At 36.5% G+C, this 15265-nt stretch carries 16 protein-coding genes and 1 pseudogene; 15 read left to right on the top strand and 2 right to left on the bottom strand.

Annotated elements, in window-relative coordinates:
- Nucleotides 1-59 precede the first annotated feature (59 nt).
- Nucleotides 60-893 (top strand): lipoate--protein ligase family protein, encoded by an 834-nt coding sequence (locus C1N55_RS11895; protein WP_137729030.1) that lies wholly within the window; start codon nucleotides 60-62, stop codon nucleotides 891-893.
- A 239-nt stretch (nucleotides 894-1132) separates the two neighbouring features.
- Nucleotides 1133-3705, top strand: a pseudogene (locus tag C1N55_RS11890) (vitamin B12-dependent ribonucleotide reductase).
- Between the two features lie 48 nt (nucleotides 3706-3753).
- On the opposite strand, the gene C1N55_RS11885 reads toward C1N55_RS11890, so the two are convergent.
- Both C1N55_RS11885 and C1N55_RS11880 read right to left on the bottom strand, forming a co-directional pair.
- Nucleotides 3754-4518: a TSUP family transporter gene (locus tag C1N55_RS11885; protein WP_137729029.1), complete on the bottom strand. Its 765-nt coding sequence runs from the start codon at nucleotides 4516-4518 to the stop codon at nucleotides 3754-3756.
- Between the two features lie 128 nt (nucleotides 4519-4646).
- A complete protein-coding gene (locus tag C1N55_RS11880) occupies nucleotides 4647-5531 on the bottom strand; it encodes a DUF1385 domain-containing protein (RefSeq protein WP_240758494.1) in 885 nt (294 codons plus the stop codon).
- A 183-nt stretch (nucleotides 5532-5714) separates the two neighbouring features.
- Between C1N55_RS11880 and C1N55_RS11875 the strand changes: the two genes are divergently transcribed.
- The 13 genes from C1N55_RS11875 (at nucleotide 5715) to C1N55_RS11815 (ending at nucleotide 15138) form a co-directional block, all read left to right on the top strand.
- A complete protein-coding gene (locus tag C1N55_RS11875; protein ID WP_137729027.1) occupies nucleotides 5715-6167 on the top strand; it encodes a hypothetical protein in 453 nt (150 codons plus the stop codon).
- A gap of 34 nt (nucleotides 6168-6201) precedes the next feature.
- Nucleotides 6202-6630: a type II 3-dehydroquinate dehydratase gene (gene aroQ / locus C1N55_RS11870; RefSeq protein ID WP_137729026.1), complete on the top strand. Its 429-nt coding sequence runs from the start codon at nucleotides 6202-6204 to the stop codon at nucleotides 6628-6630.
- A gap of 15 nt (nucleotides 6631-6645) precedes the next feature.
- Complete coding sequence (locus C1N55_RS11865) at nucleotides 6646-7707, top strand: M24 family metallopeptidase (RefSeq protein ID WP_137729025.1); 1062 nt, start codon at nucleotides 6646-6648, stop codon at nucleotides 7705-7707.
- Between the two features lie 15 nt (nucleotides 7708-7722).
- Nucleotides 7723-8280 (top strand): elongation factor P, encoded by a 558-nt coding sequence (gene efp, locus C1N55_RS11860; protein WP_036202010.1) that lies wholly within the window; start codon nucleotides 7723-7725, stop codon nucleotides 8278-8280.
- A 208-nt stretch (nucleotides 8281-8488) separates the two neighbouring features.
- Nucleotides 8489-8695: a stage III sporulation protein AC gene (locus tag C1N55_RS11855; protein WP_137729024.1), complete on the top strand. Its 207-nt coding sequence runs from the start codon at nucleotides 8489-8491 to the stop codon at nucleotides 8693-8695.
- A gap of 7 nt (nucleotides 8696-8702) precedes the next feature.
- The gene (locus tag C1N55_RS11850) at nucleotides 8703-9080 is read left to right on the top strand and encodes a hypothetical protein (protein WP_137729023.1); all 378 of its coding nucleotides are present in this window, start codon (nucleotides 8703-8705) and stop codon (nucleotides 9078-9080) included.
- Nucleotides 9081-9094: 14 nt separating this feature from the next.
- Complete coding sequence (locus C1N55_RS11845) at nucleotides 9095-10006, top strand: stage III sporulation protein AE (RefSeq protein WP_137729022.1); 912 nt, start codon at nucleotides 9095-9097, stop codon at nucleotides 10004-10006.
- A 244-nt stretch (nucleotides 10007-10250) separates the two neighbouring features.
- On the top strand, nucleotides 10251-10745 hold the full coding sequence (locus tag C1N55_RS11840) for a hypothetical protein (RefSeq protein ID WP_205758466.1): 495 nt from the start codon (nucleotides 10251-10253) through the stop codon (nucleotides 10743-10745).
- Nucleotides 10742-11281 carry a SpoIIIAH-like family protein gene (locus tag C1N55_RS11835; RefSeq protein WP_137729020.1) on the top strand — a complete coding sequence of 180 codons (540 nt, stop codon included), beginning with the start codon at nucleotides 10742-10744 and terminating at the stop codon, nucleotides 11279-11281. Before C1N55_RS11840 ends, C1N55_RS11835 begins: the two co-directional genes overlap by 4 nt.
- A gap of 176 nt (nucleotides 11282-11457) precedes the next feature.
- Entirely contained in the window at nucleotides 11458-11961 is a 504-nt protein-coding gene (gene accB / locus C1N55_RS11830) for an acetyl-CoA carboxylase biotin carboxyl carrier protein (RefSeq protein WP_137729019.1), read from the top strand.
- A gap of 14 nt (nucleotides 11962-11975) precedes the next feature.
- The gene (gene accC / locus C1N55_RS11825; protein WP_137729018.1) at nucleotides 11976-13355 is read left to right on the top strand and encodes an acetyl-CoA carboxylase biotin carboxylase subunit; all 1380 of its coding nucleotides are present in this window, start codon (nucleotides 11976-11978) and stop codon (nucleotides 13353-13355) included.
- Nucleotides 13356-13615: 260 nt separating this feature from the next.
- Nucleotides 13616-14596: an LLM class flavin-dependent oxidoreductase gene (locus tag C1N55_RS11820; protein ID WP_240758284.1), complete on the top strand. Its 981-nt coding sequence runs from the start codon at nucleotides 13616-13618 to the stop codon at nucleotides 14594-14596.
- A gap of 137 nt (nucleotides 14597-14733) precedes the next feature.
- Complete coding sequence (locus tag C1N55_RS11815; protein ID WP_137729016.1) at nucleotides 14734-15138, top strand: Asp23/Gls24 family envelope stress response protein; 405 nt, start codon at nucleotides 14734-14736, stop codon at nucleotides 15136-15138.
- Nucleotides 15139-15265 lie beyond the last annotated feature (127 nt).

Below are 15265 nucleotides of genomic sequence, written 5' to 3'. Positions count from 1 at the left end.
AAGTGGCGTTAGTCCAATCAGTTTGATAAAATGATATTTAGACTTGAGGAGATGATGAAATGAAATCAAAATGGTATTTTATTAATTCAGGACCATGTAGTCCATCGTATAATATGGCTTTAGATGAAGCATTACTAGACTTCCATAGCCAAGGTGAAATTCCTCCAGTAATAAGATTTTACGAGTGGAATCCAGCTACACTATCAATTGGTTATTTTCAACGTGCAGAAAAAGATATTGATTTAGAAGTTTTACGAACAAACAACTTAGGATTTGTTCGACGCCCAACTGGTGGACGAGCTGTTCTCCATGAGAGCGAGTTAACTTATAGCATTATCGTAACCGAACAATACCCCAACATGCCTGTTAGTGTGACAGAGGCTTATCGGGTGCTGAGTGAAGGATTACTACTAGGTTTTCAAAATTTAGGGTTGGATGCTTATTTTAGTATCCCTGATACGGAAGAAAAGCAACAAGATTTAAAGCAACCTAAAAGTGCTGTATGTTTTGATGCCCCAAGCTGGTACGAATTGGTTGTTGAAGGAAAAAAAGTAGCGGGAAGTGCTCAAACTCGTCAAAAAGGTGTTATTTTACAGCATGGAGCTATTTTACTTGATCTAGATGAAGAGAAACTATTATCTGTATTTAAATTTCCTTCACCTGAGGCAAAAGATAAAATGCGCAAAAAGCTCCCGGAAAAGGCAGTTGCGATTAATAGATTAACTGATAAGGATATTACCATTTCACAATGTATCAAGGCGTTTAAAGAAGGATTTGAGAAAGCGTTAGAGATTGAGTTAGTACCTTATCAATTAACTGATGAACAATTGCAATATGTAAAAAACCTAGAAAAAACAAAATATTTAAATGATGAATGGAACTTTAGAAAATAAGAACGTACGTTTCTTGCATGCCAGAAATTTTTTTATAAAGGTGAAACTCTTTAATCTAAAGGAGTTTAACTACTTTTAAAAAAATCAACCCCTTGAAATGATATTTTTTATAAGGTAATCTTTTCTAGTAAATAAATTATCTACATCTAGTGTTAATTTTATTTCCTAAACACTATATATTGTGGTGAATGAGGAGATAGATTATACTAGATGTATTATCTATTAAGGGAGGCTGGCAGATGGTATTGGCTAAAGAAACGAAAACAACCATCCTCGTACAACAACTCAATAAAGACATCGAGAAATTTCCTCAAGTACATCCAATTACACCGGACATGCATATTACACATAAAGGTGTTTCAAGATTGGTAATGATTGACCGTTATTCATTTAAGGACACCGAAAAGAAAACTCTTAAGGCTGGAGATTTTGTCGTATTAACGATTAAAGAAGATCCAAAATTTCCTGCACGTGGTTTAGGTTTTATTCAGTCAATTGATGCTGAAGCGAAGAAAGCTGAGATTCTAATTGAAGAAGAATACCGCCATGTATTAGATAATGCAACAGAACAGCAAACTGGTATTATCGTTCGCTCATTAGACGTAATCGAAAAGCCTCTAGAAGTTTTCTATGAACAAATTGCAAAACGTAATGCATTTGGATTAGCTTCTGTTGAAGATACAGAAGAGAATAGACAAAAATGGTTCATGAAGTTTTACGAACAACTCGTATCATTAAAATTCATTCCAGCTGGACGAGTACTGTATGGAGCGGGTTCTCAGACAGATGTGACGTTCTTTAACTGTTATGTCATGCCATTTGTTGCAGATAGTCGTGAAGGTATCAGTGATCACCGTAAGCAAGTAATGGAAATTATGAGTCGTGGTGGTGGAGTAGGAACAAATGGTTCAACTCTTCGTCCACGTAACACTTTAGCTCGCGGGGTAAACGGAAAGTCGAGTGGTTCCGTATCATGGCTAGATGACATTGCAAAGCTGACACATCTTGTTGAACAGGGGGCAGCCGTCGCGGTGCTCAAATGATTATGTTAGCAGATTGGCATCCGGACATTATAGAATTCATTATTTCAAAAATGCAAAATCCACGTATTCTTCGTTTCCTAATTGAAAATACGAATGATGAACTAATCTCACGCTTAGCTAACGAAAAATTGAAATTCAAGCCTTTAACTCAGCAAGAAGAAGCAATGTATCAAGGCATTGTTAATTATAAAGCGATCCCTGGTTTAGGTGGGTTCAACGAATCTATCATCAAGGAAGCTGAAACTAAATTGCGAGATGGTGGAACTTATAGTGTCCACAACCCGGAATTCTTAACTGGTGCTAATATTTCAGTAACGTTGACAAAAGACTTTATGGAAGCTGTTGAGAATGACGGTGATTATGAATTGCGTTTCCCAGATGTTGCAAACTATACTCCTGAAGAAATGACTATTTACAATGAAAAATGGCATGAAGTAGGGGATGTACGTGAATGGGAGGCTCTTGGTTATGGAGTTCGCACATATAGAAAAATTAAAGCAAGAGAGTTATGGAACCTTATTAATATCTGTGCAACTTATGCTGCAGAGCCAGGAATTTTCTTTATCGATAATGCAAACGACATGACTAATGCACGAAGCTATGGTCAAAAAGTTGTTGCCACAAATCCGTGTGGAGAACAACCACTGGCACCATTTTCAGTCTGCAATTTAGCTGCTGTGAACTTGGCGCAGTTTGCTGAAAAGGACACAAAAACAGTCGATTTCGATGCACTACGCGAGACAGTTCGTATCGGAGTACGTATGCAAGATAATGTTATTAATGCTACACCATATTTCCTGGAGGAAAATCGTAAACAAGCTTTAGGTGAGCGTCGAGTTGGCCTTGGCGTTATGGGACTTGCTGATCTACTGATTTACTGTGAAAAAGAATATGGTTCTCAGGAAGGTAACCAGCTTGTAGACAATATCTTTGAAACAATTGCTGTAGCAGCATATGAGACATCGATTGAACTTGGAAAAGAACGAGGCAGTTTCCCGTTCCTAGAAGGCGAAACAGAAGAAGAAACGAATCGTTTAAGACAAGCGTTCATCAATACAGGCTATATGCAAAAAATGCCAGAGCATGTGCGCGATGGTGTTCTTGAAAACGGTATTCGTAATTCGCATCTACTGACAGTTGCTCCGACAGGATCTACTGGTACCATGGTAGGGGTTGCGACAGGCCTTGAACCATATTTCTCATTCGTTTATTACCGTTCAGGGCGACTTGGTAAATTTATCGAAGTGAAAGCAGAGATAGTTCAAGAGTATTTAGAAGCACATCCAGATGCTGATGAAAATAATTTGCCAGATTGGTTTGTTTCTTCTATGGAACTTTCACCGGAAGCACATGCAGATGTACAATGTGTTATCCAACGTTGGGTAGATTCATCGATTTCAAAAACAGTGAATGCACCAAAAGGTTACACTGTGGAACAAGTTCAAAAAGTGTATGAACGCCTATATAAAGGTGGCGCAAAAGGTGGTACTGTTTACGTAGATGGAAGTCGTGACTCACAAGTACTTACATTAAAAGCTGAATCCTCGCATGATGAGCAATTAGCCTTTGACGAAGTGCTTGAAGAGGAAATAAAAGACAAGCAAACAGTGGTTTTAGTTGATACAATTGCACCACTTTCAACGACAAACGTAACAATCGGATCAGAAGTTGGAAATACATGTCCGGTTTGTCGTCAAGGGACAGTGGAAGAGCTGGGCGGCTGTAACACATGTACTGGCTGCGGTGCCCAACTAAAATGCGGTCTATAAGTAGATACTTAAAAAGGCAATTTCCAAGGGTGGAGATTGCCTTTTTCCTTATGCAAAAATAGAATCATAACTATTTTTAATAATTAAAACGACCGTCATGATGATAAATAACATTCTCACAAAGCTGGTCCCTTTACTAAGGGCAAATTTCGTACCAAAGAAAGCACCAGCAATCATTGAAATCCCCATTATGAATCCATAAGTGAAAACTACTTCCCCTAAAATTAAAAACATAATGAGGGCTGCAATATTACTTATAAAGTTTAACAGTTTCGCATTACCTGCAGCTTGTAAAAAATCAAATCCTGCAATTAAAAAGATGAACATGATAAAGGAACCTGTACCTGGTCCAAAAAAACCATCATAGAATCCTAATAATAGAATACCAGCAACAAAGAGTGTGCCTCGCTTCCAATTTAATGGTTTTCTCTCCTCTAACTGCCCCCAATTTTTCTTTAAGAGTGTATAAATTAATACGACGATCAACATAATGATAATTAATGGTCTTAAAAGCTCTGAATCTATTAAATGCACTGTCCAAGCACCTAGCATGGAGAAAATAAAGACAAAAGGGAGAATAGGACCTAGTAGTTTGATATCTACCTTACCAGCTTTAAAAAACGTTAAAGAGCTTGTTAAGTTTCCCATGGAAGCTGCTAGTTTATTAGTTGCAATGGCAGCTGAAGGAGGGAGGCCTACAGATAATAGGGCGGGAAGAGTGATCAAACCCCCTCCACCTACTGTAGCATTTATAAAAGCCCCCACAAAGCCAAAAAAGATAACGATTATTGCTTTCATTAAATCTATTTCCATTTGCAAGACCCCTATGATCATAATGTAATGTGGACATCTTATCGAATCTGTCGGAAATTGTAAATAGTTCGTTTTAGAAAATGGAAAATACTAAAAACGCATTTGGTATTTCTACCAAACGCGTTGTCTCAATCGTGATGTAATTGCATCGCAATATCAGGATTTTTTTCTACTTCGTGTAATTTTTCAAATGAAGCAATGGCTACTTCAACCATTTCATCTTTAGGTTCCTTTGTTGTTAGCAGTTGAAGCCATAAACCAGGGTAGCCTAAATATTTTAATAATGGTATCTCTCTAAGGGCATTCGTTGCTTGTAAGACTTCAAATGAGATTCCAAGAACTACAGGTATTAATAGAATTCGTATCACAATACGTAACCATAAAGGATCGGTTGGGAAAAAGAAGTAAACAAACATACCAATTACTACTGTAAATAAAATAAAGCTCGACCCACATCGGTAATGCAGTCTTGACTGCTTTTGCACATTTTCTACAGTGATATCCAAACCAGCTTCGTAACAATTAATAACCTTATGTTCAGCACCGTGGTATTGAAATACTCGTTTTATTAATGGTGTCATCGATATAACATATAAATAACTTAAAAGTAAGATAAGTTTGAAAAATGTTTCTAAGAAGATTTGTGGATATTTCCCTGAAATCCAAGGAGAAAATAATTCTGCCAGAAATACTGGTACTAATGTAAAGACGAATTTTGCAAATATGAATGAGATAACTCCAATAACAGCTACTCCCAGGATCATTTGTAATTTGGAAGCTTCTTCTTGATTCTCTTCTTCCTCACCTGGATCGATATCATAGCGTTCACTTGCAAATTGTAGATGTTTGGCACCAAGTCCAGAAGACTCGACTAATGCAATAACACCTCGAATAAAAGGGATTTTTTTCAGTTTTTGAAAAATTGGCTTTTTCGCTTTTTTTGCATAAAAATATTCAATGGAATCATCATTTCGACGTACTGCTGTTACGGTATGATCCTTTCCTCCGAACATGACACCTTCTAGAAGTGCTTGTCCGCCGTATACAGGTGCTTCATTACCCAAGGTTCTACACCACTCTCTCAAAATATAAAACTTATAGCTAGTCCATTGTACTAAATTTTTGTCGAAACCTCTACGTTTACGCATACGAATTTTAAATATTGGCGAAACTTAATTAAAAAAGAGGTGCTGTCTGTGATTTATTTAGCTGTTACAACAAGTTTATTTGCTTCTATTCTTCTAACAATTAGTTTAAAGCTATTATCCATTTTTCATTTTATTAAGTGGAGTCCCGTTGGCTATACAAAGAAATTAAATATCTTGGAGACAAGCCATTGGTCAGTGAAATGGCTATTTTTACTGTTTATTATCTTTTTAATTATTTTGCTCTTTTATTTTGCAATGCAATTTGTTGAAATGGTTCCTAGTTTTCTAACTTCCCTTATTATTGGTTCAATAGTAGCGCTTATATGTGAGTGGGTTATTTTTGATTTACCGGCGGAGCTTTCATCGTTTAAAAAACTATCAATTCCTTTCATGGTCACTGTGGTGATCACGGCAAGGTTCGTATTTGAGACGGCTGTTTTCCACTATAGAGCTCATAGTGAACGAAATAAGTTGCCGTATAAGGACTCTGTGGTAAAATAAAAGTGGTAATTTCCGTTAATAGAGGAGAATGTTGATGAAGGTTTTAGTGCTAAATGGACCGAATTTGAATCGTCTAGGAAAACGTGAGCCTGAAATTTATGGAAGTGAAACTTTGGATGATGTAAAGGAAAAATGCATCATTCTTGCCTCAAAATTCAATGCCACAATTGATTTTAAACAATCCAATCATGAAGGTGTATTAATCGATTGGATTCACGAAGCTGAAGATACGGATGTTGATGCAATTGTTTTTAACCCTGGCGCTTTTACTCATACAAGTATTGCGTTACGGGATGCAATTGCTGCTGTAAATGTGCCTGTTATTGAAGTGCACATTTCAAACATACATAAAAGAGAAGCGTTTCGTCATGAATCGAAGCTGGCGGCAGAATGTGTTGGACAAATATGCGGTCTAGGAACTTTTGGCTATGAATTAGCTCTTAGAAAGTTTTTAGAACAGTAAACGGGGGAGCTCAATATGATTAAATTAGAAAAGTTACGTAAAGCATTAGTAGAACAAAATGTTGATGGATTACTGATTACAAATGGATTTAATCGTCGTTATATGACTGGTTTTACAGGAACAGCAGGCGTAGCGATTGTATCGAAGGATGATGCAGTCTTTATTACAGACTTCCGCTATACTGAGCAAGCAAATAAACAAATTCAAGATTTTCGTGTTATTCAACATGAAGGCAATCTACTTAAAGAAGTGGCTGACTTCGTTGAAAAAATGGGTATCAAAGCATTAGGTTTTGAGAAAGATACAATGACTTACTCAATGTATGAGTCTTATAAATCGTTAATATCTGCTGAATTAGTACCGCTTTCTGGATTAATTGAAAAAATTCGCTTGATAAAGACTGAACAAGAGATTAATATTATTAAGGTTGCATGTGAAATTGCAGATAACGCATTTACACATATTTTAGAATTTATTAAGCCCGGTTTAACTGAGCTTGAAGTTTCGAATGAATTAGAGTTTTTCATGCGCAAACAAGGGGCAACTGCATCTTCTTTTGACACAATCGTAGCGAGTGGTGTGCGTAGCGCATTACCACATGGTGTTGCTACAGACAAAGTGATTGAAAAAGGTGATTTCGTCACGCTTGATTTCGGTGCATTATATAATGGGTATATCTCAGATATCACACGTACAATTGCAGTTGGACAACCTTCCGAGAAGCTTGTTGAAATGTACAATACGGTTTTAGAATCACAATTACTTGCATTATCAAAAGTAGGACCGGGTATGACGGGGGTTGAAGCAGATAGCTTTGCTCGTGATTATTTAGCATCTAAGGGCTATGGTGAAGCCTTTGGACATTCTACAGGACACGGAATTGGCTTGGAAGTACATGAAGGTCCAGCACTTTCATCAAGATCTAGCTCAGTTTTGGAACCAAATATGGTTGTAACAATTGAACCGGGTATTTATTTACCAGGAATTGGCGGCGTTCGTATTGAAGATGATATATTAATCACAGAAACAGGTAATGAAAAGTTAACTCATTCAACGAAAGATTTAATTATTTTATAATGGAGGAAAACAACTATGATCTCAGTTAATGATTTCCGTACTGGCCTTACAGTTGAAATCGATGGCCAATTATACCGTGTTTTAGATTTCCAACACGTTAAACCAGGGAAAGGTGCAGCATTCGTTCGTTCAAAATTACGTAACCTAAGAAATGGCAACGTAACAGAAAAAACTTTCCGTGCTGGTGAAAAAGTAGAGAAAGCTCAAATTGACAATCGTAAAATGCAATATTTATATGCACAAGGTGATTCTCACGTATTCATGGATATGGAATCATATGAACAAACTGAACTTGCAGGAGCACAAATCGAAGAAGAGTTAAAATATCTTCTAGAAAATATGGAAGTTCACATTCAATCTTACCAAGGTGAGATGTTAGGTGTAGAATTACCAAATACAGTTGTTCTTGAAGTTGCTGAAACAGAACCAGGTATCAAAGGTGACACAGCTTCTGGCGGAACAAAACCTGCGAAAATGCAAACAGGTTTAATGGTAAACGTACCATTCTTCGTTAACGAAGGAGACAAATTAATTATTAACACTACGGATGGTTCATACGTATCACGTGCATAAGCAGGAAATAGTTTGATATTTTAGAGTGCAGATAAAGTCATTTTGGCTTTGTTTGCACTCTTTTTTGTCTTACCGATTAATAATTCAGTGAAGTTCATAATAAAGTTATAAAAAATGGTCATCTAACTATTAGATGCCTTTTTTCTTTAGGTTGAGGTCTATTTTTTTGAACAAGCTCATATATTGCCTTACACAAGGAGGCGTCGTGATGGAGTTACAGGACGTTTTGCGAGTAGCTGGGGTAGGGTTAATCATTGCTTTACTTCATGTTTTCTTCGAGCAAATCGGCAAAAAGGAATTCTCATTTTTTATATTTTTTATCGCATATTTGTATATTACAGCAGAATTAATACGATTTTTACGGCTTTTCTTTGGCGATATTCTTACATTCTTCCAATGGCTTAATTTAAATTAGGTACACTATGACATTCTTAATTTACGCTGTAATTTTAATGTTACTTTTAATATTTATTAAAGAAACCATCAGTAAACTACATGGAATAATCGTCGTAATCTTTTTTTTCGTACTACTCTATTTCTTATTGTCGATGCTCACTATTCCTTTTTTAGAGCAGCTCCTTTCATATGTTCATTCAGTGCCTTATGTACCTCAACTTGTGTACTCTGCACTTTTCTATCAGCTCGGCTTGTTCTTTCAATCAATTTTTGAAGAAGAGGAATATGAAACATTTGGCGAACTCGTAATGTTCTCAATTCGTATCGTACTGTTATTTTATTGGACTAGCGAACTAGGAAAAATTTTGTCAGACTTATCGTCAATTTTAGAAAAGCTTCAGTAAGGGGCTCTGTACCAATGCATGACATACTAAATATCTTTTTAGACCCATTGAAAATTGCTGGACAATCCATCATTTTAATCTTGATCTATACCATCATGTTCTTAATTGTTGAAGCGTTTGTACCAAAATTCAAACCATGGGCAGATACATTATTTGTAATAATTCTCGTGTTAACGCTTGGACAAACTGTGATGGATGCTTTCTCCTTAATGGGAGATTTAGTCAACATTGCATCTGATTTCTTTTTAGCCATTACGCCAATATTAACATCGCTTTTAGTGGTGTTGAACTCAGTATTTTCGTTTATTGCATGGAGTCCGGTGATTTTATTTATTTTTGAGATATTGATCTTACTTTGTAAAAAAATCTTGATACCAGCCATCACGGTGGCGCTAATACTTGATTTTTGTACAAGATTCCTTCAAGAAATATCATTTTCAAAGGCTTCAGAATTGATACGGGGATCAGTGATGACATTAATAACTGCATCACTAATCGCGATGGTTACAGTGCTTTCATTTACTGGTGTCGCTTTTTTCACAATTGACCAAGCCATCGCTAGCCCTATAAAAAAGGTAATTGAGCAGACTGTTCCAATCGTTGGTTCACTTATTGTAGAAGGATTTTCCATTTTTCATAAATATCAATCTACTGCTACAACGGTAGTTGGTTTTGGAGCTATGAGTGCATTTTGGGGGGCTTCATTCTATCCTGCAGGAAGGCTATTAATTCATGCGTTAACATTTAAGTTTATTGCTGCGGTAGTTGAACCATTTACTGGAAGTACTATAAGTGGTTTGTTGGATGATGTAGGAAAGTCATTATTATTGCTTTGTGCAGTTGCCATTCTTTTAGGAATTGCCTTTGTCTTCATCTGGTTAATATTAATGGTCATTATGCAATTAGGGGTGGGAAAAAGCTTTTGATCAAACTAATCGCAATTATTTTAATAGGAAAATGTTTACTACTTCTGGCAGATGAAAAAGACATTTTGGTCTATGTAAAACTAGCAACCTTATTAATTTTTTTAACAACAATATTAGATTTTCTAAAACTCTAAAGCATAGAGTTGGGACTAGCTTCATACAATGTGTTGAAACAGTAAACTTTGTTCAGTAAGGTAGCTGTACTCAACTAGATGCTTGTTAATTTCAATCATGAAAATGATTTATGATGCTGAACAAAGTAAAAGCCTTTCGGCAATACGCCGAGGCGTATTTCCATAGAAAGGGGGCGCTTAGAGAACGTGAGGTGGAAAATAAATGGAAAAAACAAAAATTAATCTTTATTCCGATTGCAGTATTAGTGTTCATTGCGTACATTTCTGTTACGTGGAACGAGTCAGGTGAAGAGCAATATCAATCATCAACCGAAGAAAGTAGACTTGAACAAGCTCTCGGTCAGATTCAAGGCGTTGGACAAGTAAAAGTGTATTTCCACTATGATAACCAACCTCCTAAAGCAAATGACTCAGACAGCTTGCTGAATGGATATTTAAGTTCAAGTGATAAAGAAAAATATGTATCAGGATTGCTCGTTGTATCGGAAGGGGCGTCTAACCCAGCTATTAAAAAGCAACTTTTAGAAACTATTAGTAGAGTCATGCAAATGCCTACTCACAGAATTATGATTGTACCTATGGAGAACAAAGGAGATGAACAATGAAAGTTAAAAGAAGAACAGTATGGTTATTAACGCTACTAAGTTTAGCGGCAGTCATTTCAGTTTATTATGTATTTGAACCAAATCGCAATGTGGATTTAGCAACAATCTTTACAGACGACACATTACAAGAAACAACTTTAACAGGTGTATCGGAAGAGGAGCTTACAACTACTAGTTCAGAAAGCTATTTATTCGATGAAATGCGGATGGAAGTTAGTGCTGAACGCGATCAGCTTAGAACTCAGTTAACAGACAAAATTGCAGCTGATGATATCACAGCCGAAGAAAAAAGTGAAGCATACAATGAAATGAACAAGCTTATTAAGCTAGAATCCTCTGAGTCTATGTTAGAGATGCTAATCCAATCCCTAGGCTATTCAGATGCATTCGTTCGCATTAACGATGATAAAGCTAAAGTAACTGTTCTATCAGACGAAATCTCAACATCCCAAGTGAATGAAATTGTCTTCACTGTTCTTTCAGAAAATGAAGATATTAGTGATGTACAAGTAGATTATACAGCGAATTACTATTAAAAAAGCTATTCTTAGTATAATATTATTTTCAAACAGAAATTACGCAGTGCGTTCGTTTGAGCAACGAAAGCACTGTTTTTTCATGTTTTTCTAGAAAAATGTATTTATGTATTTCAAAAAGAATTAAAAAAATATAAAATAGTATTTGTAGTAATTAAAACAATAGGGGTGTTTTCATGTTTAAAGTACAAGAATTAAGAGAAATTATTAAATTAGTGCACAATTCATCAATTGACGAATTCGTCTACGAGAACGATGGGGCTAAACTAAAACTTAAAAAGAATAATGGAGCTATCTCAGAAGTAGTTTTACCAAAAGAAACTGCTCCTGTCGTACAACAAGCCACTCCAGTCGCAGCTCCTGTTGTGACAGAAGCTCCTAAAGTAGAAGAAGTAAAAGTAGAGGAACCGACAACTCCAGTAAATGTAGAGGATTCATCTTTACATAAGATTACTTCGCCAATGGTTGGAACTTTCTATCAAGCACCATCACCAGATGCACCTGCTTATGTAAAAGCAGGGGACAAAGTTTCTGAAGAAGCGATTGTATGTATCGTTGAAGCAATGAAATTATTCAACGAAATTGAAGCTGAGATCAAAGGCGAAATCGTTGAAGTGCTAGTAAAAGATGGTCAATTAGTTGAATACGGTCAACCACTATTCCTAGTGAAACCTGAGTAAGGGGTGCTTTCATCATGAAAAAAGTATTAATAGCAAACCGCGGTGAAATTGCCGTACGTATTATTCGTGCATGTAAAGAACTAGGTATTGAAACAGTTGCTGTTTATTCAGAAGCTGATAGCAATGCACTTCACGTTAAATTAGCAGATGAGGCTTATTGTATTGGACCTAAATTATCTAAGGATTCTTACCTTAGCTTCCCAGCTGTGTTAGGAGTTGCACAAAAAACAGGTGTGGATGGTATTCACCCTGGATATGGTTTCTTGGCTGAAAATGCTGATTTTGCAGAGGCTTGTGAAAATGCAAATATTAAATTTATCGGTCCTTCTTCAGATTCCATTAAAATTATGGGCATTAAGGACGTTGCTCGTAGTTCCATGGAAGAAGCAGGGGTACCACTTGTGCCGGGTACAGGTATTGTCCCGGACATCGAGACAGGTAAGAAGTGGGCAAGTGAAATTGGTTACCCAGTAATCATCAAAGCGACTGCTGGTGGTGGCGGTAAAGGGATTCGTGTCGCTCGTACAGAAGAGGATTTAATAAAGGGCATTGAAATTACACAAAAAGAAGCAGCTGCAGCGTTTGGTAATCCAGGTGTCTATTTAGAAAAATTCATTGAGTACTTCCGCCATTGTGAAATTCAGGTGCTAGCTGATTCGTTCGGTAACGTAGTACATCTAGGTGAACGTGACTGTACAGTACAGCGCCGTATGCAAAAACTTGTTGAGGAAGCTCCATCTCCTGCACTTTCTGAAGAACGTCGTTCAGAAATGGGGGCAGCTGCAGTTAAGGCTGCCGAAGCTTGTAATTACGAAGGTGCGGGTACAATTGAATTCATTTATGACTACTTAGCCGATCGATTCTACTTCATGGAAATGAATACGCGTATCCAAGTAGAACATCCTGTAACAGAAATGATTACTGGTGTTGATTTAGTTCAACAACAGTTAAAAATTGCTGCTGGTGAAGCTCTTCCATTCAGCCAAGAAGATATCAAGATGAATGGATGGGCAATCGAATGCCGAATTAATGCAGAAAACGCTTATAAAAACTTCATGCCGTCAGCAGGTACTGTTGAAACATATATAACTCCTGGTGGTTATGGAGTACGTATTGATTCTGCGGTATATGCAGGCTATACGATTCCGCCATATTATGATTCAATGGTTGCAAAATTGATTGTTCATGCAGATACACGTGAAGAAGCAATTGCAAAAATGAATCGTGCACTAAGTGAGTTTGAAGTGGATGGACCAGGAATTCACACAACGATTCCATTCCATGAAGCATTGATGAATAATGAAGTTTTCCAATCAGGTAATTTTAATACAAAATTCCTGGAAGAAAACGATATTTTACATGTTTCGAAAAAAGAAGAAATTTCTTCAAAATAACTAATTCTATTGAAAAGATCGTCTCGAAAAAAGAGGCGATCTTTTTTTCGTGGAAAGGAAATATGCATAAATAGTGAGAGATACTTTTAAAATAAGAAGACAATTGTGAGTTCTCCTATCAAAAATTTACCACTTCTAAACTATCTAATTCAAATGCACACTTTACAGTAGGTTGTAACTATTTTCTTCTCGAGCCAAAATAAATGCTTACTTATGGAGTTCGTTTTATACTGAGTAGGTATGAGAGGGGGAAACATATTTTGTTACCGAAATTATCAGTTCTAGATTTAGCACCAGTATTAGAGGGTAGTACGCCTGCTGAATCATTTCAAAATAGTAGAGAATTAATTCAAGCGGTTGAAAGCTTTGGGTACAATCGGTATTGGGTAGCCGAGCATCATAATATGCAAGGGATTGCGAGCTCAGCTACAGCTGTTTTAATAGGGTATCTAGCAGCGAGCACAAAATCAATTCGTGTAGGATCAGGTGGTATTATGCTGCCGAATCATTCGCCTTTAATGGTTGCAGAGCAATTTGGTACATTAGAATCCATGTATCCTGGGAGAATTGATTTAGGGTTAGGGCGAGCACCTGGTTCTGATATGCTAACTGCTCGTGCATTACGTCGAGATGATCGAGGGGCATATGAATTTGATCGAATGGTGGAAGAGTTAAGAGGATATTTTGAGGATACTGAACGACCTGTAATCGCAGTACCAGGAAAAGGTATGTCAATTCCGGTCTGGCTATTAGGCTCAAGCCTTTATAGTGCGCAGCTAGCAGGACAATTAGGGTTGCCTTATTCCTTTGCAAGCCACTTTGCACCTGATTTAATGGATGAAGCCATTGCTACTTATAGAAGAAATTTCAGACCTTCAGATGTGCTGGATAAGCCGTATGTGATGGTTGCCATCAATGCAATTGCAGCAAATTCAGATGATGAAGCCGAGTTTTTAGCAAGTACCTTATTCCAACAGTTCTTGGGAATTATCCAAGGAAAAAGAGGGAAAACTCAACCACCTCGTAATATGGATGATCTTTGGTCAGAAGATCAAAAGAACGTGGTGCTTCAACAATTAAAATATACTTTCTTTGGTTCAACTGAAAAAGTAAATAATCAATTAGTTGAATTTATACGCAATCGGGAAATTGATGAACTAATGATAAATAGCCCGATTTATAATATAGAAGATCGAAAAAAATCATATGAGTTACTTTCGAATGTTTGGAAGAACGCATAATATATTATAAAATATGTGTTCCTTTTAAGCGTTCTGGAGAAATATGGTGTATAATGAAAGTTAAATAGAAGTCTTTATAAATCACTGTGTTTTTATGTTCAATAGACAGATTTATGAAGTAAGAGAGGATGAAGAAGATGGCTGAGAAAGTAACAAAAGCTTTCATACAACCAACTCCTTCTGGAAAAGAAGAACTTGGTCAAATAGAGGTAGCTCCGGAAGTAATTGAAGTAATTGCAGGTATCGCAACTACGGAAATCGAAGGTGTTGCAGCAACTCGTGGAAACTTTGCATCGGGCGTTGCGGAACGCTTTGGTAAAAAAGTTCATTCTAAAGGGGTTAAGGCTACAATCACTGAAGATGGACAAATTGTTATCGATGTATATTGTTCAGTAAAATATGGTTTTTCCATTCCAAAAGTAGCAAAGGAAATTCAAACTGTCATTAGACAAGCTATTTTGAATATGACATCAATTGATACGAACGAAGTAAATGTTCATATTACAGCCATTCAATTTGAACAAGTTAAAGAAGAAGAGTAATCTCTTTTTGATTAGAAACAAAAATCAAAATACCACAAAAGTTGAAAATCGACTTTCGTGGTATTTTTTTACGCAAAATTATTCAATAATGAGCGTATAAACTTATCAAATGCAACCAAACTAAACA

This window comes from Lysinibacillus sp. SGAir0095 (assembly GCF_005491425.1).
GTDB lineage: Bacteria > Bacillota > Bacilli > Bacillales_A > Planococcaceae > Ureibacillus.
This window is presented reverse-complemented; position numbering and strand designations above follow the sequence as displayed.